Here is a 23,278-nt window from a genome sequence, read left to right as displayed (position 1 = left end):
TCCGCAGGAGTCCATGATGTTGTTCTGCAAGCCGGCGCGCGCCGGCGCCATCCTCGCCGCGCTCGGCACCACCGCTCTCTTCGCCACCTCGGCCCAGGCGCTCGATGAAGTCACGGTGGCGCTGGCCATTCCCCCGGCTGTCCACGACGGTGCGCCGTATGCCGCCGCCGAAGCGCTGGGCCTGTTCAAGGAGGCCAACCTTAGCGTCAAGACGATCGTCTTCCAGGGTGCTGGCGCCCTGCTGCCCCAGGTGGCGGGCAAGCGCGTGACGTTCGGCTATCCAACATCGGAACCGGTCATCGCGAGCTATTTCTCGGGCAAGGACCCGCTGCCACTGCGCTATTTCTATAACGGGGTCCCAGGCAATACGATGGAGTTTGCCGTGCTGGCCGATTCGCCGATCCGCACCCTGGCCGACCTCAAGGGCAAGCAGATCGGCGTGGGCGCGCTGACATGGGGCACGATTCCGGGCGGCCGCGCGGCGCTGCGCATCGCAGGCCTGGAGCCGGGCAAGAACGTCGAGTACGTGGCAGTGGGCGCGCTCGGAGCGGGGTTCCAGGCGCTGCGCACCCATCGCGTTGATGCGCTGAACTTCAACAGCAGCTGGGACGACATGCTCGAGTTCTCCGGCACCAGGATCCGGCGCATCGCGTATCCGGCGGTGTTCCAGGAGACGGCCGGGAACGGCTTCATCGCGCACGTCGATACCCTGCGCGACCAGCCCGACCTGGTGCGCCGCTTCGGCCGCGCCTACACCCAGGCCCAGATCGTTTGCGAGGCGAATCCCGCATTCTGCGTCAAAGCGTTCTGGCAGCAGCATCCGGAGACCAGACCGGCCGGCGACGAAGCCAGGCAGCTCGCCGAGGCGTCCGAACTGCTGACGCGCCGGCTGAAACGCGTGCTTTACACGCCGTCGGGTACGCTTCGCGTGCCGGGCCAGTACGATCTGCCGGCCATCCAGCGCGGCATCGATGCCATGGCCAAGGCCGGCGAATATCCCAGCGCCGACGTGCCAGTACAGAAGATCTTCTCGAACGAGTTTGTCCAGGCGTTCAGCGACTTCGATCGCGCCGCGCTGGTACGTCGCGCAAAGGCAGCCCAATGACCCGGCATCTGCACGCGCGAATCGATATCGCGCCGGCTGACGCGCTGGTGGATGTGCCGCGCGAGATCACGCTGCGAGGTTTCAACGGCGACGAATGCGTGGCCCTGGCCGCCACCTTGAACCATCCTGACGGCAGCCAGTGGGAAAGCCAGGCCATGCTGACTGCCGATGCCGACGGCACGGTCTCGGTCAGCGCCACGGCTCCAGTCAGCGGCGACTGGATCGTTGCCGACGCCACCGCTCCGGTCTGGGCGATGCGGCGGCTGCGCGCCCCCACGCGCCCGGCATGGAGCGAAGGCACCGCACCGCTAGAGATCGCGCTGACAGCCACGGGCCAATATGGCGCACAGGCGCGCGCGCAATACACCTTGCGGTTCCTGGCGCCCGGCGTCACGCATCGGCCGGTACGCGAAGCGGGGCTTAGTGGCACGCTCTACACCCCGGCGAGCCCCGGCCCGCATCCGGCGGTACTGGTGCTTGCCGGTTCGGGCGGCGGGATGCACGAACAACGCGCCGCGCTGTACGCCTCGCACGGCTACGCGGCGCTGGCGCTTGGCTATTTCAAGGCACCGGGCAGGCCAGATCATATCGACGACACACCGCTCGAATACTTCGAAACCGCGCTACGCTGGATGCACGATCGCCTGGCGCCCCGGCACGGATTCGTTGCGATTTCAGGCGTGTCGCGCGGCGGTGAACTCGCGCTGCTGCTGGCGTCCTGCTTCCCTGCGCTGGTCTCGGCCGTCGTCGCGTACGTACCCAGCGCTGTGGTGCATGGCACGCTGCGCGCGGGCCATCCTGACAAGCCACGCGATGCCACCGCGTGGACATGGCGCGGCGCGCCGCTGCCCAATGTCTGGCGCGACAACCCCGACGCCGACTGGCACGCGTTCGATCATCCGCCCGCACCCGGCCAACCGGTACGTCAGGCAGCCGCTTTCCATACACCGCTGCGCAACGCCGTGGCCATGGCACGCGCCCGCATCCCCGTGGAAAACATCCTGGGACCCGTTCTGCTGATATCGGGCACCGATGACGGTTTCTGGCCATCCACGCTCTACAGTGAGCAGGTGGCCGATGTACTGGGCCAGCGCAAGAACGGGGCGCCCGTAGAGCACGTGCGCGGCGAAGGCGCCGGACACGCAATCGGGCTACCGCAGTTGCCCGCAACGCTGATCGCAAAGCCGCACCCGGTGGCCGGCCTGCTGCTCGATGGCGGTGGCACCGCGATGGCTAACGCCAGGGCGAGCGCCATCTCTTGGGCACGGGTGGTCAATTTCCTCGCCGACGCCGAGCAGCGGTCGGCAAGCGGTCATGCTGTGGGAGCGCCCGCGTCATGAGCGCCGCACTCTCGATATGCGGCGTGGGTCTGACCTATCCGACGCGTTCCGGCCAGACCGAGGCCCTGTCCGACGTCGATGTGGAGATCGGTGAAGGCGAGTTCGTCGCCTTGCTCGGCCCCTCGGGATGCGGAAAATCCACGCTGCTGCGCCTTGCCGCCGGCCTGCTTTCACCGACGCGCGGACACATCGCACTGAATGGGCGGCCCGTCGAGGGGCCCAGCCGCAGCACCGGCGTGGTATTTCAGAAGCCGAGCCTTCTGCCCTGGAAGAGCGTACGCGAAAACGTGCTGCTGTCAGCACGCACGCAGGGACTGGACCCTGCCCGCGCAAAGGCCCGTGCGGATCAACTGCTCGACCTTGTCGGCCTGACCGCCTTCTCCGAAAACTATCCGTTCGAGCTGTCGGGCGGCATGCAGCAACGCGTCGGCATCGCGCGCATGCTGCTACCTGACCCCGCACTGCTATTGATGGACGAGCCTTTTGCCGCGCTGGACGCGCTGTCCCGGGAGACCCTGACCTTCGCGCTGCAGGACATCTGGAGCGTCCAGCGCAAGTCGGTGTTATTCATCACCCACAGCATTCCCGAGGCCGTGTTCCTGGCCGACCGAATCCTGGTCATGTCGCCCCGCCCTGGCCGCATCGTGGAGTCACTGCCAAATCCGCTGGCGCGCCCGCGCAGTCTCGACACGTTCGACAATCCGGAGTTCACCACGCTCACCCAGCATCTGCGGAGACATTTCAATGCCCACTGACACCGTGGCCCGGCGGCTGCCCGCACTGGTCTATCCCGCCATCAGCATCGGCCTGCTGCTGCTCGCCTGGGATCAGGCCGTACGATGGCTTCGGATTCCCGACTACCTGCTGCCACCGCCAGAGGCGGTGTTTCGTTCGCTCGCAGATGGCTTTTTCACGGGCACGCTGTGGCCGCATATCGGCGCCACGCTGCTCAATACGGTGGCCGGCTTTGCGGTGGGCAGCGTGCTGGCCGTGGTACTCGGCGCGTTGCTGGCGGAATCCGAGACTTTCGAACGCTTTGTCTACCCTCTGCTGGTGGGCCTGCAAGCCACCCCGAAGGTAGCGCTGGGACCCATCCTGCTGGTCTGGTTCGGTTTTGGCGCAGCATCGAAGATTGTGCTGGTGGCCCTGGTCTGCTTCTTTCCGCTGTTCGTCAACACGGTCAACGGCATCCGGCGCACCGATCCCGAACTGCTCGAAGCGTGCCGCGCCTTCAGCGCTTCGCGCGGTTTCCTGCTCTGGCACGTAAAGCTGCCGGCAACGCTGGGCGACATCTTCTCCGGCTTGCAGATCGGCGTATCGCTGGCATTGATCGGCGCCGTGGTGGGCGAATTCCTCTCCGCGCAGCGGGGGCTGGGTTTCCTGATTGCGTCATCGTCGGTCAGCATGAACTCGGCCACGATGTTCGCGGGCGTATTGCTGCTTGCGCTGACAGGGCTCATTGGCGTAGAGGGGGTTCGGGCCGTCCACCGGCGCGTCGTCTTCTGGCATCCGACGGTACGGGGCCGATAGCAGCGGCGAGAAATCTAGACCAACAGACCGCGTGCGTCCGAGATCGGCCGTGGATTCAACCGGTCGACGGATCGTTGTCTCACTCCAGCCGACACCTGCGCCAGAGTGCAATGCGCCGCGCAAGGGAAATACAATCGGTGCTCTATGGGATTTTAGGCAATCAGCTGGTGATCCACCGAAGCACGATGTTTAAAACCTCCACCGCAATCCCACCGTCCCGGTATGGTCCTGGTTGCCGCCGCCAAACTGCCCGGTATAGCGCAGGCCGAGCGTGGCCATGGGCGAGATGGCGAAATCGGCGCGCAGTTCGGCCAGGGCCGCGTTCTGGGCGATCGGGGCGCCCGTCACCGTGAACGGCTGGCTGCCGTCGAACGCCAGCGTTGTGGCCGGGTGTACGTCGCCGAACGCGTGGCGCCAGCCCGCCCCGACGTAGAACGCCGCGTCGGTGCCGCCAAACTGGACGCGCGCGCTGGTGCGCAGGCCGAGCGTGGTGGTGGTCAGCGTGTTGCTGTCGCCCGGGCTGTGCAGGGCCGTCGAGCCGCCCGTCTCCGCGAAGCTGCGCGTGCGTGTGTCGCTCCAGGCCACGCCGGCATACGGCTCGAGCTGGGTTGCCGCCGATAGCGGCATGGCGAAGCCGGCTTCCGTGAAGACCTGCGCCGTGCTGGCGTGATAGCTGGCCGTCAGGGACTGGACCGTGCTGCCCCCGAGGCTGGCCTGCCGGTCGGTGTCGGCGTCGTGCCAGCTATAGGCGGTGCCGAACAGCCATTTGAGCTTGCCGCCGCCGAGCGCGAAGGCGCGGCCGCCATATAGCGTGGCGCTGAAGGAATCGGTGATGGCGCGCGAGGACCGTTCGCTCACGCGCAGCGTGCTGTTGGCGTAGCCGAACGCCCCGCCGATGCGCCAGTCTTGCCCCACCGCCCCGTCGCCGCCGAGATAGAAGCCGCCAGTCTGCTGGCGCGCGCGCGCCGCATCGGCACTCCCATGGAAATTCTGCCAGTTGCCAAGCACCTCCACCCAGAGCGGCTGGGCGGCGGAAATGGGCAGCGCTGCGGCCGGCAGGGGGCCGCCTAGCTGGGCGATGGGCGCGCCGGGCAGCATGCCGGCGGACAGGCTGTCGTTCAAATGCGCCAGCGGCAGCGCCCGTGCGCCACCGGCCAGGGTCATCAGACCCGTGGCCACGCTGGCGTGGGCCTCCCCGGAGAGACTGTCGAAGACAGCCGGCGGCGCGCCCTCGGGCAACGTCACCACGGCTTCGTGCACCGGGTTGCTGTCCGACAGGGTCTCCAGTGCGTTGGCCACGGCACGCTGGTTGCCGGTGACCGCGGCGTCGGCAAAGCGCATCGGGCGCGGGGCGGCTCCGCCAATCCCGCCACCTGCGCCGCCACCCGTGCCCGGATCGACCGGCGAGACGGGCGATACAGGGTCCGTCACGTCCTTGCGCGCGAGTGCCAGGGTGACCTCGTTGGGGCCATATGTCAGCGTCGGGTCAAGGAACGCGTAGTTCGAACTTACCGACGCAAAGCGGCCCTGCACCGTCCCGGCCGTCAGGATGCTGTAGCGGCGCGTGGACGCGAAGTTGCCGTCGGGGCCGACATGGACCACCGCACCGCCGAGTGTGGCCGTACCGCTCACCGCCACGCGGTCGCTGGCCGACGAGGCCGGGTCGGCTTCCACGCGATAGGTCGAACCGGCGGCCAGCGTCAGGTCGCCGATGACGGTCAGCGTGCCGATGGAATTGCCCGGTGCCAGCGTGCCGCCCGATGCAATCACGGTACTGCCCACGCTGCCGGCGCCGCCCAGCGTGGCGCCGTTGTTGACCGTGACCGCACCCGCCACGCTGCCGTTCACGGCCAGCGTGCCCGCGTTCACCTTCGTCGCACCGGTGTAGGTATTCGTGCCGCTCAGCGTCAGCGTGCCGGTGCCGATCTTGATCAGACCGCCGCCGGTGCCGCCACCGGCCCCGCCATCCTCGATCGTGCCGCTCACGGTGGTGGAGGTGTTGTTGCTGCCCACGGTCAAGACGTTCTGGCCGAGCTGGAAGCGCCCCGCCCCCGCGATGGCGCCGGCGGTGATCCGGTGGTCGAAGGCCGGACCGGATGTGCCCGAGAAATCGACCCAGCCGCCCGCATCCGCCACCAGCGAGGCGTTGCCGGCGGTACTCCAGCCCCAGAACTCGGTATAGCTGCCACTGCGGGTGGTGACCTGGCTGTTTCCGCCGGTGCTGCCTTCCTGGAAGGACATCACGCCCCCGTTGTTGACGATTGTGGCATTGGCCGCCGTGCTGCTGCCGAGCAGGTACGTGAACCCGCCGAGGTTCGTCACCTGGGCATCGCCAAGCGTGCCGGCGCCGTACAGGTTGATGTAGCCGGATCGATTGACCACCTGCCGGCCGCCCAGGTCGAAGCCGCCGTTCAGGCGCAGCGTTGCGCCGCCAGCGACACTGACTGCACCACTGCCCAGCGCGCCGTTGACGTTGGCGATCAGCGTGCCGGCGCTGACCTGCGTGCCGCCGGCATAGGCGTTCACGGCGTTCAGTTCCAGCGTGGCGTTGCCGGTCTTGGTCAGGCCGCCGGGGCCGTCGATGACACCGTTGTGCGTCAGCGTGCCATTCGTGACCTCGAAGGTGCCGCCGCCGGCACCGAGCGTGGTGGCGCGCGCGGTGGTCATGGCTGCGGTGGTGCGCAGCGTGCCGCCGTTCAGCCCGAGCGTGCCAGCTGCCGCCCCAAGGTTGGCGTCGGACGAAATCGCCAGCGTGCCGCCCAGGATTTGCCAGCTCGTGATATCCGTGTTGCTACCGGCGAGGGTCCAGACCGACGCGCCGATTTTCTCGAAATGCTCGAAGCCACGATAAAGGCCGGCGTTGCCGATGCCGCCGGTCAGCGTGGCAGCGCCCGTGTCGCCAGCCAGCGCCAACGTGTCGTCAGTGCCGTAGGCCTCGATGCTCCCCACGAAGCTGTTGGTCCAGAACTCGAAACGGTTCGTGCCGCCCGTGAACTGGACCGCCGCCGCGCCGGGGCCGCTTGCTACGATGGTCCCCTTGTTGACGATGGTCAGGTTGCTGCCGCGCACGCCCACGCCGGACGCACCCGTAGTGCCGTTCGCGGCCGGCGAACCATCGAAGTTCATGCCACCCTGGCCACCCGCGCCCCCCGCGCCCCCCCTGATCGTGCCCTCGTTCAGCAGCGTGGAGCCGCTGGCCAGTTCCATGCCGCTGCCGCCCATGCCGCCCTTGCCGCCCACGCTGCCGTAGAAATCGTAGACGCCGTCGCCGCCGTTGCCCCCGGTCCCGCCATTGCCACCCGCCACCACGGCATTTGCTTCGATATGTACCGTGGCTGCGCTGGTCAGCAACATGCCGACACCGCCGTCGCCGCCGTTGCCCGCGCCTTGGAGGCCCGCGATCGGCTTCGACCCGCCGCCGTTCCCGCCATTGCCGCCCCGGCCGCCGGACACCCCGCCGCCCGCCTTCACCACGATCTCGGTACCGCCCGCGTGGATCAGGCCGTACCCACCTTCGCCACCGCCGCCGCCGCCCCCCTGATACGCTACCGGCAAATAGCCGTCATCGCCACCGTTGCCACCCTTGCCACCACTGCCGCCGAACACGCCGGTGGAGATGGTGGTCGGCACGGCACCCATCACCATGCCATCCGCGCCACCCCCGCCGCCACCGCCGCCGCCACCTGCGTACGAGGCATTGTCGAAGTTACCGTTGCCACCGTCGCCACCACCCTGGCCCGGCGCGGTACCCGCTGCGCCCGCCAGCCCCCGCGGCATCGCCTGGGACGCGTTGATGCCGCCCGCCCCACCGGCCGCGTTGCGCGCGCCGCCCCCGCCGCCGGTGCCGTCGCCATCGGGCACGGTCAGCCCACTCTGGCCAGCCTGGCCCGAAGCGACGCCGCCCAACCCGCCCGGCAGGTTAAAGCTGTAGCCCCCGGCGCCACCATTGCCGCCAGCGGCCTGCGCCGGCGACCCGGAAAGGGACATCATGAGGATGGCAACAGCGCCGGCAATGGCGCGCAGGCACGGCTGTTCACCGGCGGTGAGGCTCGAATCTCTTGTCATGCGAATTTGCGGCCGGCCAGGCCGGCGACCCTTTTCCCTGCGCGGCGACCAGCGGCTTGCCGCCTATGCGTGCGCTTTCATTGTTTTAATGTGCAGGCGGGCGCCCGTGCGAACATCAGTGGCATCGGCAAAAAGCCGAAACGGTGCACGAGATGGCCCCCTCGGGGCGGGATTTTCGCAATTTTGCGAATAGAAAGATACGCCTGAGTACCGCAGATATGCCTCAAAACAACAGCCCATATGTTTTAAGCCGCGCTTCGAGGTTAACGTTCATGCGTCCCGCACGCCCGATGCGCATTCACGGCTAGATGCGCAAAGGTGCCTCCCGCGTGGATCGCCAGGCGGACAGCGAGGCTGGCCGCGACACTTCTTTCGAGTCCCCGGTCCGTCGCCCTTCGGCTAGTCCCCAATCCCAGTTCATAATAACGACCGCGGCGCGACGAATGGAACGGCGTGTGCCTGCATCTCTTATTTCGACGTGGAGAACGCAAATGCGTGACATCATCGACGGCTTCCTGCGTTTTCAGCGAGAGGTCTATCCGCAACGCGTTGAGCTCTTCAAGCAACTCGCGACGACGCAACATCCAAAGGCGCTGTTCGTCACCTGCTCGGACAGCCGCGTCGTGCCTGAACTCCTTACGCAACGTGAACCGGGCGAATTGTTCGTGATTCGCAATGCCGGCAACATCGTGCCTTCGTACGGTCCAGAACCCGGCGGGGTCTCGGCCACCGTCGAGTATGCGGTCGCGGTGCTGGGCGTAAAAGACATCGTGATATGCGGCCACTCCGACTGCGGCGCGATGGGCGCCATTTCGCGGTGCACGTGTCTTGACCATCTCCCGGCGGTTGCGAGCTGGCTGCGCCATGCGGATGCCGCCAAAGCCATCAACGCGGTGCACCATTTCGACACGCCCCGCGCCAAGCTCGACGGGCTCGTGCGCGAAAACGTGATCGCGCAACTTGCGAATCTGCGCACGCATCCCTCTGTGGCACTAGCCCTCGAGCAAGGACGACTGAATCTGCACGGCTGGGTGTACGACATCGAGGCAGGTAGCATCGACGCACTGGACGGCACGACCCGACGCTTCGTGCCGTTGGCCGAGTCGCCGACGACAGTTGCGGTGACTTCCCATCACCACAGAAGCGTATGACTGCGCCCTCCCTTCGCGCCAGTAGGAAGGTGCCAGGAATATCGTAGCGCAGGCGTGTACGGTGGCGGCCGAGTGTTAGCCATTCGACACGAAACTCCAGGATGTCCTCGACATTCGGTTCACACCGGCGAGACGCGTGAGCGTCCGCCGGCGTGTGCCGTCAGTCGGCGTTGACGGTGATGCGGCGCGACTTGGCCAGGAGGGTATTTCCCATACCGTCAACGCCAATCGAAAATTGCGCAGCGATGGAGGGGAGAATTGTAGATATTGCCGGCGGCCCATAGGTCGCGGCACGCTCGTTCTTCGTTCACCATCCAGCGTGTGTGTGCCTCCGCCGCTGCCAAGCTGCCCAAGCCATTCCCACTAGAAACGCCAGTGCCGGGGCGAAGATAGGCACAGCCGCACGAAGGACCACTCTACTTACCGTCATGGCCTGCTCTCTCGGTCGATTCATTGATCACGGTTGGGCGATGCTTCCAAAGCAGGGCCTCCACGCCTTCCAACTGCAACAGGTCCACGCCGGTGACGATCAATCTCGCGCAATCGCCATCTGAGTCCTCGTGGGCCTCCGGGCTCTGAGCGCCTACGATTTCCACAATCAGGCTGCGAAGTGCGGGTAAAACTCCCTGCTCGCCCTCCTCGCCCACCGATTTCTGTGAAAGCTGGACGCTAACGGCGAGGCCGGGATAAGTGTCTCGCAAAGCCTGACAGGCACTGGCTGCAGAAGATTGATTAGAAAAGCTCGCCGTGATCGTGGACATTTCATCCTCCGTGTCCTGCGCATCGAAATTAGCGATTCCTGCAACCACCATGCCAAGTCGCGCGCCTTCATCGTGTTCGCCTCCGACCGTGGATGGTCAAGCCTAACCCGCGCCGGCGGGCGGTTCAGGCGACTAGGGAATGAGGCCGGCCTGGCGGCAGCCCATAACCGCGTTATCGAACAGGCCGATGTCCCGGCGCCCACGCGCCACCAGTTGCGCGCCTTCGATGGCGGCAAACATCGCCAATGCGCGTTGGCGGCGCTTCTGCACGCCCGCAAGTGGATCGTCCATTTCCACCACTCGCATGAGCCACGCGATATTGACATCGGTAAAACGGCCCACTTCCGAGCGCACGGCCTCAGGCAGGGCTTCCTGTTCCGCTGCCATGATTCCACAGAGGCACATACGGTTGCCGTTCAGCAGCGCGGCCCGAAAGATCGCCACATAAGCGTCGAGCAGTACCGTCGGATCCTCGGATGTCTTGAGCAACTGTTCCAGCATCTCCGCGCCTGAATCCGTGTACTCGCGCGCCAAGGCTGCGCCGAGATCTCCCTTGGTGGGGTAATGGTGATGGACGGCGGGTCCTTTTATGCCCAGCCGAGCCGCAATGTCGCGGAAGCTGAGCGCGTTATAGCCCTGCGCTTGGACCAGTCCTCGGGCTATTTCTAAGATGCGTTGTTTGGTGTCTGTCGAAGCCATGCCGCATTGTACTAAATGACTTAGCGCTAAGTAAGCTTGACGCGGTGCGAATGAGCCTTTAGGATCTGCCTACTTATCAATAGGTAAGCTACCCAAGAACGCGCGCTACAGGCACAAAATGAAAATCTTCGACATCCCAGGCTTTCCTAATCCGCTGCGCATCCGCATCGTTCTCGCTGAAAAATCGCTGGCCGACCGCGTGACTTTCGTGAAGATCGATCTTCCCGCCGCCGAGCACAAGCAGCCAGCCTTCCTGGCCATCAATCCCACAGGCACCGTTCCGGTGCTGCAGTTGGACGATGGCACGTACATTGCAGAATGCACGGCCATCACGGAATACCTCGACAATCTCGATGGCAAGCCGGTGCTGACCGGCCGCACGCCAAAGGAGAAGGGCGTCATCCATATGATGCAGAAGCGCGCTGAGTCTGAACTGATCGATGCGGTAGGCATCTATTTCCATCACGCGACGCCCGGGCTAGGCGCCGGGTTGCAGCCCTACAAGAGTCCGGACTGGACCGGACGGGTGGAATGGGGCAATCGCCAGCGCGAGAAGGCCGAGGCCGGTATGCGCTACTTCAACGCGGTGCTGTCCAAGCAAGCGTATGTGGCGGGTGACGCGTTCTCGATGGCCGATATCACTGTGTGGGCGGGGCTTCTGTTCGCGGGCTTTGCCGAGATTCCGGTGCCGGCCGAATGCGTTCATCTGATGGCATGGCGGGCCAGGATGGATGCGCGACCATCGGTCAGCCATCCGGCCTGACCGCGTCTCCCTCCGGTCAAGTCGCGCCGGCGTTACTTCGGCGCGCCCAGCTGCGGGGGTCCACCCGGCGCCGTTGTGTCGTCGCTCTTAAAGGTGTATTGAAATTGGTCACCGGGACGTGAACCATGAATTCGCCGATGCGCTGACTGCCGCCCCGATTCGGCAGACGGGCTGATCGTCCACACGCTTTCCTACTCCCCCTGCATCGTCCTCTTCGCTTCGCGCCGCAGGATCGAGACGAATTTCACCAGCGTTTCATCCTGGCCGCCACGTCGCCACACCACGCCGACTGGGCCGAACGAGCCCACGTCGGTCAGGGGCAGGCGGCGTACCAGCGAGCGGGCCACGAGGTGCCGGGCCATGGCGCCCGAGCAGACGCCCAGATAATCGCTGGCATGGAGAATGGATTCGAGAACCATGACCGATCCTGTCTCCAATGCCGGCACGATTCCCGCACCGCCCCGCTCCAGCAGCGTGTTTTCCAGCCGCACGCGCATCAGCGTATCGCGCGGCGGCATGGCCCATGGATAGGCGTACAGGTCCGTCCAGTCGATCTGGGTGGCGTTCGAGAGCGGATGGTCGGGTCCGACCACGATCGCAATATCGTCTTCGAACAGCACTTCGTGCTCAAGCGTCGGCCCATAGGCGCGTGCATCTATCGAGCCCACGATCAGGTCGAATTCGCGCTCTTCGAGCTGGCTCAGCAGCCTGTTAAAGACACCCTCCGACACCTGGAAGGCCACGTTGCCTTCGTCTTTCTGGAACGCGAGGATGGCACGCGGCAGCAGATGGGCGATCCCCGCCGTCACACTCCCAATGTGCAGCCGCGACACCTCGCCTCGTTCGAGCGAAACGAGTTCGTCATTCGTCCGGCTGACTTCGCCGAGCACGCGCAGCGCCAGCTTGCGCACGGCTTCGCCCGCTGGCGTCAGCCGCATCTGCTTGCCCCGTAGCACGAGCCGGGCGCCGACCAGTTCCTCCATCTCGCTGAGCCAGTGCGAGACGGCCGACTGGGTCATGTGGAGCCGGTCGGCAGCCAGCGTCAGCGTCCCCGCCTCGATCAGTACCAGGAACGACTCCAGATGGCGCATGCGCAACCGCCGGGCCCACGCTACGGCGTCTTGCGGTGACTGCATGAGCATTTCCTCATAGTAGGTTCGTAAGTTTTCATTGGCGACGACCGGGAAGTCGCGGCAATAATGCGATAGCAGCGGCCGCACTGCAACCACGACACGACTGAAGATAAGGATACGACATGAGGAAAATCTCCACTCGGGGGACGATGCTGGCTGCCGCGCTGGCGCTGGGCGCCACGGGGCCGGCCTGGGCCTGCGGGGAGGCCGGTAACACCAGCCCGATCCGCCTGGTGGTCTCGCAGCAGGCCGGTGGTGGCACCGACACGCTGGCACGCATGTGGGCCGAAACCGCGCGGCGGGAACTGGGCACGACGGTCGTCGTCGAGAACAAGGCTGGCGCTGGCGGCGTCATCGCGGCGAAGTACGTGCTCGGCCAACCTGCCGACGGCTGCACGCTCTTCCTGGCCGGCGTGTCCCAGATGGTGCTCAATAAGTTCGCCTACGCGCCGCTTGCCTACAAGCCTGAAGTCGACTTCGCGCCGGTGGCAGTGCTGACGACCACGCCTTTCGTGCTGGTCGCCAATCCGCAATCCGGTATCCGCACCCTGCAGGACCTTGAGGCGATGGCGAAGGCCAAGCCCGACGCGATCAACTTCGCATCGTCGGGCAAGGGCAATTCCACGCACGTCATCGTGGAGTTGTTCCAGAAGAACCAGAAGCTCCGCATGACCCATGTGCCCTACAAGGGCGAGCCCGATGCCATCGTCGGGACGGTCAGCGGACAGACCCAGGTCATGGCGCCCACCGTCGCCACCGCCACGCCGCAGATTCAGGCCGGCAAGCTGGTTCCCTTGGTGCTGTTCTCGCCGAAACGCGTCCCCGAACTGCCTAACGTGCCCACCGCATCCGAGCTGGGCCTGACGGGGTTCGACGACCTCGGCTGGATGGGGATTGCTGCCAAGGCTGGCACACCGCCTGAAACGATCCGCCGCCTGCACGCCGCCTCGCAAAAATTCCTGACCGACAGCGCCGTGCTTCAGAAGATGAAGACGATGCAGGTGATCCCGATGCCGGGACCGTCGAACCTGCTGATGCAACTGACCGAACGCGACACCGCCCGGCTGCAGAGCGCGATGTCCGACGTCGATTTCAAGGCGAACTGACCATGAGCACGCGTGGAATGGTGGTGTGCCCGCAGCCGGAAGCTGCGGAATCGGGCGCGGAGATCCTGAAAGCCGGCGGTAACGCCATCGACGCCGCAGTGGCGTGCGCGCTCGCCCAGACCGTGGTCGATCCGCTGATGTGCGGTATCGCCGGATTCGGCACCGCAGCGGTCTACCTGCCCGGCAGCAACGTGCATGAGTATTTCGACTTCCACGCGACCGCGCCGGGCAATGCCCGACCGGACATGTGGGCCGACCTGCTCGAAGGCGAAGCCCGCGACGGCTTCGGCTTCTTCATCAAGGACCGCCTCAACGACATCGGCTATCAGTCCGTCGCCACCCCGGGCACGCTGCGCGGACTCGAGGCGATGCACGCCGCGCACGGCCGCCTGCCGTGGGCCGAAGTGGTCGCCCCGGCCGTCGACTGGGCGCGGCACGGCTACTTCGTCCGCCCCGGCATGTATGCCTTCTGGAACGACGACGCCACCTTGGGCCGCGCCAGCAACCGGGAGCGGCTGGCCTTCAGCGCATCGGGCCGTACGCTCTACTGCAAGGCGGATGGCAGTCCCAAATCCGTTGGCACGCCCATCGTCAATCCCGACATGGCCAACGTGCTGGAGCGGATCGGTCGCGTCGGTGCCGACGATTTCTATCGTGGTGAAATTGCTGCTGCGATCGTCGAAGACATGCAGCGCCATGACGGCCTGATTTCGAAAGCGGATCTCGATGACTATCAGGTGGTCCGACAAAAGCCGCTGTTCGGTCGATACCGCGACCGCGTCGTGGCGACGAACCAGCCCCCCGGCGGTGGCGCCATGTTGCTGGAGATGCTGCACGCGCTCGAACAGTTCGACCTGGCGGCCATTCCGCACAACTCGCCCGAGTACATCACGATTCTGTGCGAGATCATGAAGCAGGCCACCGTCGACAAGGACCGCCATATCGGCGACCCCGCCTATGTCGACGTCCCGCTCGACTATCTTCTGTCGGCCGAGCGGGCGGCGGCAACGGCCGACGCGGTGCGTAGCGGGCAGCGTGTCGAAGTGACGCGCGTCAATCCGGGCCATGCGGTGCCGCGCGACACCACGCATCTCTCGGTGGTCGATGGCGATGGCAACTGCGTGTCGCTGACGCATTCGCTCGCCATGCCGGCCGGGGCGATCACACCCGGACTGGGGTTCATGTACAACGGCTGCATGGGCGTGTTCGATCCCCGGCCCGGTCGGGCTGGGAGCATCGCGCCGGGCAAGCGCCGCTTCACGTCGTCTTGCCCGACCATCGTGTTCCGGGATGGCAAGCCGGAGATCGTGCTCGGCGCGCCCGGGGGCACCCAGATCGCCATGGGCGTGCTGCAAGCCATCCTGAACGTGGTGGATCGCGGCATGACGATGCAGGAGGCCGTGTCGGCGCCCCGGTTCTCGTCGACCAGCAACGCCATCGACATCTGCAATCGGGTACCGCGGGCAGTGGCTCGGCAACTTGAGCAACGCGGCTACGAAGTCATCCGAAATCCCTACAACTACACCATCGGCTGGGTGCACGCTGTGCGACTCAGCGACGGCCGCCTGGAAGGCGGCGCCGACCCCGGACGCGATGGCGTCGCCTACTCGGTGGAATCGTTGATGTAGGGCAGATGCGGCGCGCTACCCAACCGTGGCGTACGCCAACGTCTTCGGCGTCTGGACGATCACCTCAGGCGCATCGCCAACAATGACGGTGTCGTCCAGGCGGAAGCCGCCGAGACCGTAGACGTACAGGCCCGGCTCGGCCGAATAGACCTCCCCGGCCAGCAGTGCCCGCGTGTTGAATGCCATGTCTTCGGGGTACTCATGCAGCATGAGGCCCACCGCGTGGCCGGTCCTGTGGAAGACGAATTCCCCGCATCCCGCGGCTTCGATCACGGCCTGCGCGGCGGCATCCATATCGCAGACGCGCCGGCCGACCACGGCGGCGGCCACCGCAGCGTCCGTCGCCTGCGCGGCTACACGATAGAACTTCGCCTGCTCGTCGCTCGGCTGGCCGCAGAACCACGTACGTTCATTCTCGACGTAGAGCCCGTTCAGCCTCGGGAGTACGAGGTTGACAATGGTGTCGCCCTTCGCAATGCGCGCGCCGCAAGAGGCGCCATCGCCGTGCGGGGAAGCGGATGCAGCGCCGGTGAGGGTCCAGCACTTCAGGATCTCGAAGTCCTCGCCGGGGAACCGCCTCGCCGCTTCTTCCACCATGAGCGCCGCCATGGCGTGGTCGAGTTCCTGAACCAGACGGCCGGGGCGAATGTTCTCCCGGTACCGATCCTGGACCCAGTCGGTCAGGCCGGCCAACGCCCGCATGTTCTGGAGTTCCTCTTCATGCTTGACCCACCGGAGACTGCGCATCTCGGCAAGCGCCGGTCGCAACGTCATCTCGGGAAGGTGGCGCTGCGCCCCGGCCAGAATGGGATGCGGCACGTCCACAGCGATGCGCGACATCGCCAACCCCTTCTGGCTCAACAAGCCTGCTACCACCTCCGGCAGTTGCGACGGCAAGGCAAGACGGTTGGCCACACGCGGGTGCTCGGCATAGTAGGTCACGTCCGACAGCCAGACCGTGCCCTTCTCCGTGGCGAAGCGCATGTGGTTGGTGGAGAGCTCGTTCATTACCGCGAACGTATCTCCGTTACGCGGCACGACAACGAACACCGGTCGCTCCCAAGGCCACACATCGAGCTGGAAGTTCGTTGCGTACTGGAAGAAGTCGGGCGTGCCGAACACCAGGGCATCCACGCGCAAGCGGTCCATCAGGCGTCGCATGGCCGACAGCCGGTATTCGTGTACAGCGTTGGTCAGATGAGGCATGTCGTGGCCTAGAGAGAGATGTTGAGACGGCGAATGGTGGGGCCCCACGCGTCGGCATCGCGCTTCATATAGCGCTCGACTTCCGAAGGCGGGCCCTTGATGGCATCCAGAAACTGGAATCCCAGCTTTTCCTTGAACTGCGGATCGTCAAGAACATGGTTGATATCCGCGTTGATCTGCTGGACCACCCCCGGCGGCGTGCCGGCCCGCGCCACGATCGCGTACCAGCCGGGCACCTCGACGTCGTAGCCCAGCTCCTTGAACGTAGGCACCGTCGGCAGCGCAGTCAGGCGCCGCTCACCGGTGACCGCCAAGGGCAGCAGTTTCTTGCCCACGATGAACGGCTGCACACCCGCCACGACGTTCATCATCACGGGCGTTTGTCCATTCATCAGGCTGGTCGATCCCCCCGTCCCGTTGAAAGGCACGTGCTGCATCTTGATGCCGGTGCGCTCCGCCACCAGTTCCATGGCGAGGTGCGTGGAGTTGCCGATGCCCCCGGACGCAAAGCTGATCTCGCCGGGCCGTGCCTTGGCCATGCGCACGAAATCCTGGAACGTTTGCACGTGCAGGGATGGAGCCGCGACGAAGACGAACGGCGAGTTGGCGAGCATGGCCACGCCAGTCAGGTCCTTGGTCGGCGAGTACGGCAGCTTCGGATAGAGGAAGGGATTGAAGGCCAGGTTAGACACGCCGGCAAAGAACAGCGTGTGGCCATCGGCCGGCTGCCCCAGTACGTACGAGATGGCCAGCGTGCCGTTGGCGCCTGGCTTGTTCTCCACGACAACCGGCTGCTTCCACGCCTGCCCGAGCTTCTCGGCCAGTGCGCGTGCCAACACATCGTTGCCCGTTCCACCCGCCTGCGGCACTACCAACCGGATGGGCTTGGTCGGAAAACCTTGCGCGCCGGCGGTGGCCGACAGCGCCAGTGACGCAACCGCCGCAGCAGTCCATCCCCATAACTTTTGCACGTTCATCTCGCACCCTGAAATCATCTGTTTCGTCGCTACCGCTAGCGACGATGACCGAAATGTACCATGTGGTACACGATGGGACGAAATTGGGGTTTACGCGAGCGCGCAACGACGGTGTCGGGTGAGAGTGCTTCGGGGGTCGGTCGGGGCTACGCGCCCTTCTTCGACTTTCCAGGCGAGGTCATCTTGCTGGCGAAGTACTTGAGCGCGGCCGTGGTGCCCTTGCGGTCGCCCGTCGTGATCAGGTCCAGCAGCAGGCCGCGAATCGTCGCCACTTCGACGCGTGCGAACAGCCGCGCCTCTTCCGCGCTGATGTGCATGGCTTGCTGCAATCGCTCGGCAATCACGGCGGTCCAGCTACCAATGACATCGTCAAGAAAGCCGCTGAAGCGTTCACGATCCCGGATAGCTCTTCCGTAGATTTCGAACAGCAACTGCATGATGGGCAGATAGCTCGACGCGGAGTAGCGCTCCCATGCCGCCACCAGGGTCGCTTCCGCATCCAGTCCATCCACGTGCAATTGCTCACGTGCCTGCTGCTCGGCATGCCGCACGCGGAACAGCAGTGCCTGCCAGAAGCCGTCAGCGGAGCCAAAGTAGTAGATGAGCATCCGGTGGCTGGTTCCCAGTGCATCCGCCACACTGCGCAACGACAGATCCCCAAGACCGTTCTCGAGAACATGCACGGTTGCCGCATCGAGCAATTGAATGGCCTGCTCGCTAGCGGAGCGGTCGGGCGGCGAGGCTTTGGTTTTTGGCATCCTTGGCTTCGGAGTCAGGAATAGGGCGCGGGGTGCAAAATGTACCATGCAGTACAAGACGGCAGCGCTCTCTTCATTCGTCGGCCTGGCCGCAGCGCCACGCTGATCGCTATCCAGCCTCGCCTTTCATCCCGATCTTCGTCACCAGCGCCCCGTAGCGTGAGGTTTCCGCTGCAACCAGCTCCGCGAACTGTGCAGTCGAGGCGCTCTTGCGAATCTCCCCGCCATTGGCCTTCATCGTGGCGTCCAGCTTGCCGCTGGCTTGCAAGGCGGCTACCGCCTCGAACAGCCGCCTGGCGATCGGGGCCGGCAGGCCCGCTGGCGCGAACAGTCCACTCCAGTTGTCGAGCACGAAGCCGGGCGGTAGCGATTCCGCCAGCGTCGGCACTTCCGGAAAATGTATGGAACGCGCCGCCGCGGACACCGCCAGCGCGCGCACCTGTCCCTGCCGGATCATCGGCGCGGCCGTGCTGAGCACAGGCATGCCGAACTGCGTCTGCCCGCTGATCATCGCGGTGAGGATTTCGTTGGCGCCCTTGTACGGGATGTGCACCGCTTCCGTGTGCGTGTCATGCAGCAGCGTTTCCACCGCCAGATGCGACACACTGCCTTTGCCGCCCGAACCATAGTTCAGCGCGCCGGGTCTCTTGCGCATCGCGTCGATCAGTTCGCGGGCCGACTTGTAGGGCGACGAAGCCGGCACGGCAAGCACCACGGGCCCGCCCGACAGCGCCGAGATCGCCGTGAAATCGCGCGACGGATCGTAGGGCGGTTCGCGATACAGGTGCACATTGATCACGTGCTGGTTGGCCAGCACGCCCAGCGTGTAGCCATCGGGAGCCGCCCGCTTCAAGGCGCGCGCGCCGATGATGCCGCCGGCCCCGCCGACGTTCTCCACCACCAGCGGTTGCCCCAGCACCGGCCCGAGTTCGGCCGAGATGGTTCGGGCGATGGAATCCGGCGCGGTGCCCGCGACAAACGGCACGACGAGCCGGATGGGCCGGCTGGGATACGGTGCGGCGGCCAGCGCCACGCGGCCAAACGTGCCGCCCAGCGCCGCGGCGCCGGCGGCGGCGCCTGCGCTGGCAAGCCATTGACGACGATTCATGGTTGTCTCCTGATAGGCGCGCGGTCTGGGCCGCGTCACCGGTCTGCGTTCAGGCAGCAGCGGGATCGAGGATCGCCTTGGCAATCGTGTTGCGCTGGATCTCGCTGGTGCCGGTGAAGATGCGGAACATGCGCAGCTTGCGCCAGGTCTGCTCCACGGGATGTCCGCGTGTCACGCCCACGTTACCGTGGATCTGCACGGCCTTGTCGGCCACTTCGAAACAGCGCTCGGACACGAACAGCTTGCAGGCGGCGGCCTTCATGCGCAGGTCGGCGCCGGCATCGGCCAGCATCGCCGTCTGCGCAATCATGCTCTCGCAGGCCCACAGCGCTGCCGCCATATCGGCCAGCATATGCTGGATGGCCTGGAAGCGCGCGATCGGACCGCCAAACTGCCGCCGTTGTCCCGCGTACTCGACCGATGCCTCGTACGCGCGCGTCGCCAGCCCGAGCATCGAGGGGCAATGCAGCAGTCGGTTCACGTTGATGCGCGACATGCCGAGCTTGAAGCCCCGCCCTTCCCCGCCGAAGATGTTGGCGCGCGGCACACGCACGTTCTCGAAACGGATATCCGCATCGATATGCTGGCCGGACATCGGCACGTAGGCCTGTTCGACGGTGACGCCGGGAAGGTCAAGGTCGACCAGCACTGCGGTAATCGCGGGCGGCGTGGTGCTTGCATCGGTCACGCACATCACGATGGCGAAGTCCGCAAACGGTGCCCCGCTGATGTAGTGCTTCTGGCCATTGACGACCAGATCGTCGCCATCTGCGACGGCGGTGGTCCGAATGCTCTGCGCGTCAGATCCGGAATGGGGTTCCGTCAGCGCGAAGCAAGTGGACTTCTCGCCCCGGATCACCGGGCGGAAGTAGCGCGCCACCTGGTCTGGCGTGGCGTACTTGAGCATATTGCCCACGCGGGGCGGGCCACCCAGATCGCCCAGCACGTGCGGTGCCAGTACCGCGCCGCTGGCGGCAAGGTCGGCCTTGAGCGCGCACTGCTCCTGGATGTTGAGTCCCTTTCCGCCAAGTTCTACCGGCAGGCAGGCGGCGTAGAGGCCCAGTTCGCTCGAACGGCGCCATACCTTGCGCAGCACCTCGCGCGGCCATGGGTCTTCAGTGCCCAGACCGAGCTCCTGTTCGAGCGGGCGCAGTTCATCGTCGATGAAGCGCGCCACGGCGGCCCGCGTATCGATCAGCACCGGATTGGTCAGATGGTCGAACATAAGCACTCCTCAGTTCACGCGGCGGCCGCCGCCGGCCCAGTACTGCTCGCGCACGAGCTTGCGGGCCAGCTTGCCGCTGGCGTTCTTGGGTAGTTCCGCCACGAAGTCCACCGAGCGCGGCGACTTGTAGTCCGCAATGCGCGCGCGGCAATGGCCGATCAGTTCGTTCGCGCTGGCCTGCCGGCCCGGCCACAACGCCACGACAGCCTTGACGCTTTCGCCCCAGGTATCGTCCGGCACGCTGATCACGCACGCCTCCATCACGTCGGGGTGCTGGTACAGCGTGGCCTCCACTTCGTTCGGATAGACGTTGAAGCCGCCCGAGATGATCATGTCCTTCTTGCGGTCGACGAGATAGATATAACCCTCCGCATCCACGCGGGCGAGATCGCCGGTATGGAGCCAGCCATCGACCAGCACCTCGCTGGTCAACGCCGGCTCGCCCCAATAGCCCTGGAACACGTCTGCGCCGCGAATCACCAGTTCGCCGATCTCTTCGCCGCTGACCTCCTCGCCGCGCTCGTTGACCACGCGGACTTCGGTCTCGCCCAGCGCGCGGCCGCAGGACGCCAGCCGCTCGGGGTATTCGTCGATGGCCAGTGCATGGTCGACCGTGGAAAGCCGCGTGACGCCGGACGTCGATTCGCTCGCGCCATAGCCCTGCGACAGCACCGGGCCGATGCGCTGCCACGCCTCGCGGATGCGCGCCGGCGCCATCGGTGCGGCGCCATAGGCCAGCGTCTTGAGGCTGCTCAGGTCGGCAGTGGCAAGCGTCGGCTCGGCCAGCAACATGTTGATCATCGCCGGCACCATGAAGACATGGGTCAACTGCAGGCGCGCGACCTCGGCCAGGAAATGCGCGGGCTCGAACTTCTCGAACAACACCAGCGTGGCGCCGAGGAACAGGTACGGCTGCATCAGCATGCCGGAGGCATGCGTGACTGGGCCGATCAGCGCGAGGCGGTCGCCGGGGCGCGCGGGCCGGTCCATGGTCAGGATCATCTTGCGCAGCGCCGCCAGCCGGTTGCCATAGCTCTGCATGGCCGCCTTGATCTTGCCCGTGGAGCCCGAGGAGAAATGCAGCACCGCCAGATCGTCGGGGTGCGGCGTGTAGTCGATCGCTGCCATGCCGCCACCGGCCACGAGCGACTCATAGTCACCATGGCCCGGTGCCCCGGTCTCGATGGCGAAGAAGTGCTCCACGCTGCCAAAGCCTTGGGTATCCCGCGAGTAGCCGGTATATCCGGGCCCCACGATCATCACGCGCGGCGTGCAGTTCTCCACCACGTCGGAAGCCTCGGCGGCGGTGAAGCGCGGGTTCAGCGCCGCCTTGACGAGCCCGGCCTTGTACAGCGCGCATTCAATCTCGACGATCTCGGGGCAGTTGCGTGACTGAATCGCCACGCGGTCGCCCTTGCGCAGGCCCAGCGCCAGCAGCGCGTTGGCCAGCCGGGTCGAACGGTCTTCAAGCTGGCGATAGGTCAGCACGCGGTCTCGGTACAGCACAGCGGGGTTATCGCCCCAGTAACGCGCCGCGCGCCTGAGGAAATAGGCGAAGGACATGGGTGTCTCCTTGATGGCTTGGTTTTTGTGCCCCCAGTCTGTAAGCTGCGGCCCATCACCACAATGAGGTAAGTGGCATGAAGCCATAACCATCAGGAATGCCATATGGAGACGCGGGATCTGGACTACGTGCTGGCAGTGGGCACGCACGGCGGAATCGGGCGGGCGGCAGACGCGCTGGGCATGACCCAGCCCGCGCTGACCAAGGCCATCCAGCGCGTGGAAGCGCAACTCGGCGTGTCGCTGTTCGAGCGCACGGCGCTCGGCATGCGGGTGACGCCGGCTGGAGCGGTGTTCCTGGAACGGGCGCGCCGCATCCGGCTGGAATACGAAGACGCGCTCAAGGAGATGCGCGGCATCCAGACGGGGGAACTGGGCTTGCTGCGGCTGGGCTATTCGCCGTCTATGCCAACCGGGCTGGTGCTCGGCGCGTGCCGCCAGTTGATCCGGGAGCGGCCGGTAGCCAGGCTGCGGCTGACAATGCGCGTAGCGCGCGAACTGATGGATCTGGTGGAGACCGGCGAACTGGACCTGGCCTTGGCTCCCCTGCCGCGCCAGCCCAACCCGGCGCTAGAGATGCGGGAACTGTTCACCGACCGCCTCGCCGTGGTCGCCGATGAGGCCCATCCGCTGCAGCAGCGGCGCAACCTCACGCTGGCCGATCTGGTCGGCCAGCAATGGATGCTGCCCAGCGCCCACGTATTGATTCGCCAACAACTCGAGGCTGCGTTTGCCGAGCTTGGCCTGCCACCGCCCATCCTGCGCGTGGAGACGGATTTCGGCAGCGCCACGCTGTTCGACCTCGTGCGCGGCACCGACATCCTGTGCATGGCCGCTGCCAACGGCAACAGCCGGATTGCCGGACTGCACCCGATCGCGCTGCGCGCCGATGCACTCGACCTGGGCCGCCGCGTCGGCGTGCTGTCGCGGGCGGGCGCCTACCTGTCCCCGCTCGCGAACCGGATGGTGGATCTGCTCGCCGCGAAGTCGGCGTGAGCGAATTCGCTGGCCAGTGGCAGCCGCTTCCGCCCCTATGCTTTGGCATAGGTGTCGATGGCTCTTCGAACAATGATGCGGATACAGACTGAGAATTGGCGTCCGACCTCCATCTGTCTAACATTCCGGCTATCAGTCGCACGTTTTGTTCGACATCCGGAGGA

19 protein-coding genes are annotated in these 23,278 nt (G+C 65.7%); 9 read left to right on the top strand and 10 right to left on the bottom strand.

Annotated features, from left to right (window positions below):
- The first annotated feature begins 13 nt into the window (after positions 1–13).
- The 4 genes from AC1DFU_RS04345 to AC1DFU_RS04330 are packed head-to-tail and all read left to right on the top strand — an operon-like array spanning position 14 to position 3,975.
- Positions 14–1,105 (top strand): ABC transporter substrate-binding protein, encoded by a 1,092-nt coding sequence (locus tag AC1DFU_RS04345; protein WP_255370788.1) that lies wholly within the window; start codon positions 14–16, stop codon positions 1,103–1,105.
- Positions 1,102–2,445, top strand: coding sequence for an acyl-CoA thioester hydrolase/BAAT C-terminal domain-containing protein (locus AC1DFU_RS04340; protein ID WP_441591231.1), 1,344 nt, complete (start codon positions 1,102–1,104; stop codon positions 2,443–2,445). Before AC1DFU_RS04345 ends, AC1DFU_RS04340 begins: the two co-directional genes overlap by 4 nt.
- Positions 2,442–3,200 (top strand): ABC transporter ATP-binding protein, encoded by a 759-nt coding sequence (locus tag AC1DFU_RS04335; protein WP_092294039.1) that lies wholly within the window; start codon positions 2,442–2,444, stop codon positions 3,198–3,200. The genes AC1DFU_RS04340 and AC1DFU_RS04335 overlap by 4 nt, the downstream gene beginning before the upstream one ends.
- Complete coding sequence (locus AC1DFU_RS04330; RefSeq protein WP_441591230.1) at positions 3,190–3,975, top strand: ABC transporter permease; 786 nt, start codon at positions 3,190–3,192, stop codon at positions 3,973–3,975. The genes AC1DFU_RS04335 and AC1DFU_RS04330 overlap by 11 nt, the downstream gene beginning before the upstream one ends.
- 189 nt (positions 3,976–4,164) lie before the next feature.
- Here the strand turns inward: AC1DFU_RS04330 and AC1DFU_RS04325 are convergent, their stop codons facing one another.
- Complete coding sequence (locus AC1DFU_RS04325; RefSeq protein WP_441591229.1) at positions 4,165–8,040, bottom strand: autotransporter domain-containing protein; 3,876 nt, start codon at positions 8,038–8,040, stop codon at positions 4,165–4,167.
- A gap of 491 nt (positions 8,041–8,531) precedes the next feature.
- Between AC1DFU_RS04325 and AC1DFU_RS04320 the strand changes: the two genes are divergently transcribed.
- Positions 8,532–9,191: a carbonic anhydrase gene (locus AC1DFU_RS04320; RefSeq protein WP_092294045.1), complete on the top strand. Its 660-nt coding sequence runs from the start codon at positions 8,532–8,534 to the stop codon at positions 9,189–9,191.
- Positions 9,192–9,607: 416 nt separating this feature from the next.
- Here AC1DFU_RS04320 and AC1DFU_RS04315 read toward each other — a convergent pair whose 3' ends face one another.
- Both AC1DFU_RS04315 and AC1DFU_RS04310 read right to left on the bottom strand, forming a co-directional pair.
- The gene (locus tag AC1DFU_RS04315; protein WP_441591228.1) at positions 9,608–9,952 is read right to left on the bottom strand and encodes a hypothetical protein; all 345 of its coding nucleotides are present in this window, start codon (positions 9,950–9,952) and stop codon (positions 9,608–9,610) included.
- Between the two features lie 132 nt (positions 9,953–10,084).
- Positions 10,085–10,651: a TetR/AcrR family transcriptional regulator gene (locus AC1DFU_RS04310; RefSeq protein WP_441591227.1), complete on the bottom strand. Its 567-nt coding sequence runs from the start codon at positions 10,649–10,651 to the stop codon at positions 10,085–10,087.
- 118 nt (positions 10,652–10,769) lie between these two features.
- Between AC1DFU_RS04310 and AC1DFU_RS04305 the strand changes: the two genes are divergently transcribed.
- Positions 10,770–11,414, top strand: coding sequence for a glutathione S-transferase (locus tag AC1DFU_RS04305; protein WP_092294051.1), 645 nt, complete (start codon positions 10,770–10,772; stop codon positions 11,412–11,414).
- A gap of 191 nt (positions 11,415–11,605) precedes the next feature.
- Here the strand turns inward: AC1DFU_RS04305 and AC1DFU_RS04300 are convergent, their stop codons facing one another.
- Complete coding sequence (locus tag AC1DFU_RS04300; protein ID WP_441591226.1) at positions 11,606–12,550, bottom strand: LysR family transcriptional regulator; 945 nt, start codon at positions 12,548–12,550, stop codon at positions 11,606–11,608.
- A 119-nt stretch (positions 12,551–12,669) separates the two neighbouring features.
- Between AC1DFU_RS04300 and AC1DFU_RS04295 the strand changes: the two genes are divergently transcribed.
- Together AC1DFU_RS04295 and ggt are read left to right on the top strand one after the other, a co-directional pair.
- Complete coding sequence (locus tag AC1DFU_RS04295) at positions 12,670–13,653, top strand: tripartite tricarboxylate transporter substrate binding protein (RefSeq protein WP_092294053.1); 984 nt, start codon at positions 12,670–12,672, stop codon at positions 13,651–13,653.
- A 2-nt stretch (positions 13,654–13,655) separates the two neighbouring features.
- Complete coding sequence (gene ggt, locus AC1DFU_RS04290; protein WP_441591225.1) at positions 13,656–15,281, top strand: gamma-glutamyltransferase; 1,626 nt, start codon at positions 13,656–13,658, stop codon at positions 15,279–15,281.
- A 15-nt stretch (positions 15,282–15,296) separates the two neighbouring features.
- Here the strand turns inward: ggt and AC1DFU_RS04285 are convergent, their stop codons facing one another.
- The 6 genes from AC1DFU_RS04285 to AC1DFU_RS04260 all read right to left on the bottom strand — a co-directional run bounded on the left by AC1DFU_RS04285 (position 15,297) and on the right by AC1DFU_RS04260 (position 22,118).
- On the bottom strand, positions 15,297–16,487 hold the full coding sequence (locus AC1DFU_RS04285; protein ID WP_441591224.1) for a M24 family metallopeptidase: 1,191 nt from the start codon (positions 16,485–16,487) through the stop codon (positions 15,297–15,299).
- Between the two features lie 8 nt (positions 16,488–16,495).
- Positions 16,496–17,464, bottom strand: a complete 969-nt coding sequence (locus AC1DFU_RS04280) for a Bug family tripartite tricarboxylate transporter substrate binding protein (RefSeq protein ID WP_092294058.1) — start codon at positions 17,462–17,464, stop codon at positions 16,496–16,498.
- 146 nt (positions 17,465–17,610) lie between these two features.
- Positions 17,611–18,222 carry a TetR/AcrR family transcriptional regulator gene (locus tag AC1DFU_RS04275; RefSeq protein ID WP_092294060.1) on the bottom strand — a complete coding sequence of 204 codons (612 nt, stop codon included), beginning with the start codon at positions 18,220–18,222 and terminating at the stop codon, positions 17,611–17,613.
- A gap of 109 nt (positions 18,223–18,331) precedes the next feature.
- On the bottom strand, positions 18,332–19,330 hold the full coding sequence (locus tag AC1DFU_RS04270) for a tripartite tricarboxylate transporter substrate-binding protein (RefSeq protein ID WP_441591223.1): 999 nt from the start codon (positions 19,328–19,330) through the stop codon (positions 18,332–18,334).
- Between the two features lie 49 nt (positions 19,331–19,379).
- Entirely contained in the window at positions 19,380–20,555 is a 1,176-nt protein-coding gene (locus AC1DFU_RS04265; protein ID WP_441591222.1) for an acyl-CoA dehydrogenase family protein, read from the bottom strand.
- 9 nt (positions 20,556–20,564) lie between these two features.
- On the bottom strand, positions 20,565–22,118 hold the full coding sequence (locus AC1DFU_RS04260) for an AMP-binding protein (RefSeq protein ID WP_441591221.1): 1,554 nt from the start codon (positions 22,116–22,118) through the stop codon (positions 20,565–20,567).
- A gap of 105 nt (positions 22,119–22,223) precedes the next feature.
- Here AC1DFU_RS04260 and AC1DFU_RS04255 point away from each other — a divergent pair, with 105 nt between their 5' ends.
- A complete protein-coding gene (locus AC1DFU_RS04255) occupies positions 22,224–23,114 on the top strand; it encodes a LysR family transcriptional regulator (protein ID WP_092294068.1) in 891 nt (296 codons plus the stop codon).
- The last annotated feature ends 164 nt before the right edge of the window (positions 23,115–23,278 follow it).

Source organism: Cupriavidus sp. 10L45 (assembly GCF_056395225.1).
The sequence above is the reverse complement of the archived record's forward strand: the minus strand, read 5'-3'. Positions and strand labels throughout refer to the sequence as shown.

Bases quoted from the DNA above. Each gene is read 5' to 3' on its own strand.
- AC1DFU_RS04320 (WP_092294045.1), top strand. From the start codon at position 8,532: ATGCGTGACATCATCGACGGCTTCCTGCGTTTTCAGCGAGAGGTCTAT.
- AC1DFU_RS04305 (WP_092294051.1), top strand. From the start codon at position 10,770: ATGAAAATCTTCGACATCCCAGGCTTTCCTAATCCGCTGCGCATCCGC.
- AC1DFU_RS04335 (WP_092294039.1), top strand. From the start codon at position 2,442: ATGAGCGCCGCACTCTCGATATGCGGCGTGGGTCTGACCTATCCGACG.
- AC1DFU_RS04265 (WP_441591222.1), bottom strand. From the start codon at position 20,555: ATGTTCGACCATCTGACCAATCCGGTGCTGATCGATACGCGGGCCGCC.
- AC1DFU_RS04310 (WP_441591227.1), bottom strand. From the start codon at position 10,651: ATGGCTTCGACAGACACCAAACAACGCATCTTAGAAATAGCCCGAGGA.
- ggt (WP_441591225.1), top strand. From the start codon at position 13,656: ATGAGCACGCGTGGAATGGTGGTGTGCCCGCAGCCGGAAGCTGCGGAA.
- AC1DFU_RS04255 (WP_092294068.1), top strand. From the start codon at position 22,224: ATGGAGACGCGGGATCTGGACTACGTGCTGGCAGTGGGCACGCACGGC.
- AC1DFU_RS04325 (WP_441591229.1), bottom strand. From the start codon at position 8,040: ATGACAAGAGATTCGAGCCTCACCGCCGGTGAACAGCCGTGCCTGCGC.
- AC1DFU_RS04275 (WP_092294060.1), bottom strand. From the start codon at position 18,222: ATGCCAAAAACCAAAGCCTCGCCGCCCGACCGCTCCGCTAGCGAGCAG.
- AC1DFU_RS04280 (WP_092294058.1), bottom strand. From the start codon at position 17,464: ATGAACGTGCAAAAGTTATGGGGATGGACTGCTGCGGCGGTTGCGTCA.
- AC1DFU_RS04315 (WP_441591228.1), bottom strand. From the start codon at position 9,952: ATGTCCACGATCACGGCGAGCTTTTCTAATCAATCTTCTGCAGCCAGT.
- AC1DFU_RS04260 (WP_441591221.1), bottom strand. From the start codon at position 22,118: ATGTCCTTCGCCTATTTCCTCAGGCGCGCGGCGCGTTACTGGGGCGAT.
- AC1DFU_RS04340 (WP_441591231.1), top strand. From the start codon at position 1,102: ATGACCCGGCATCTGCACGCGCGAATCGATATCGCGCCGGCTGACGCG.
- AC1DFU_RS04285 (WP_441591224.1), bottom strand. From the start codon at position 16,487: ATGCCTCATCTGACCAACGCTGTACACGAATACCGGCTGTCGGCCATG.
- AC1DFU_RS04345 (WP_255370788.1), top strand. From the start codon at position 14: ATGATGTTGTTCTGCAAGCCGGCGCGCGCCGGCGCCATCCTCGCCGCG.
- AC1DFU_RS04330 (WP_441591230.1), top strand. From the start codon at position 3,190: ATGCCCACTGACACCGTGGCCCGGCGGCTGCCCGCACTGGTCTATCCC.
- AC1DFU_RS04300 (WP_441591226.1), bottom strand. From the start codon at position 12,550: ATGCAGTCACCGCAAGACGCCGTAGCGTGGGCCCGGCGGTTGCGCATG.
- AC1DFU_RS04295 (WP_092294053.1), top strand. From the start codon at position 12,670: ATGAGGAAAATCTCCACTCGGGGGACGATGCTGGCTGCCGCGCTGGCG.
- AC1DFU_RS04270 (WP_441591223.1), bottom strand. From the start codon at position 19,330: ATGAATCGTCGTCAATGGCTTGCCAGCGCAGGCGCCGCCGCCGGCGCC.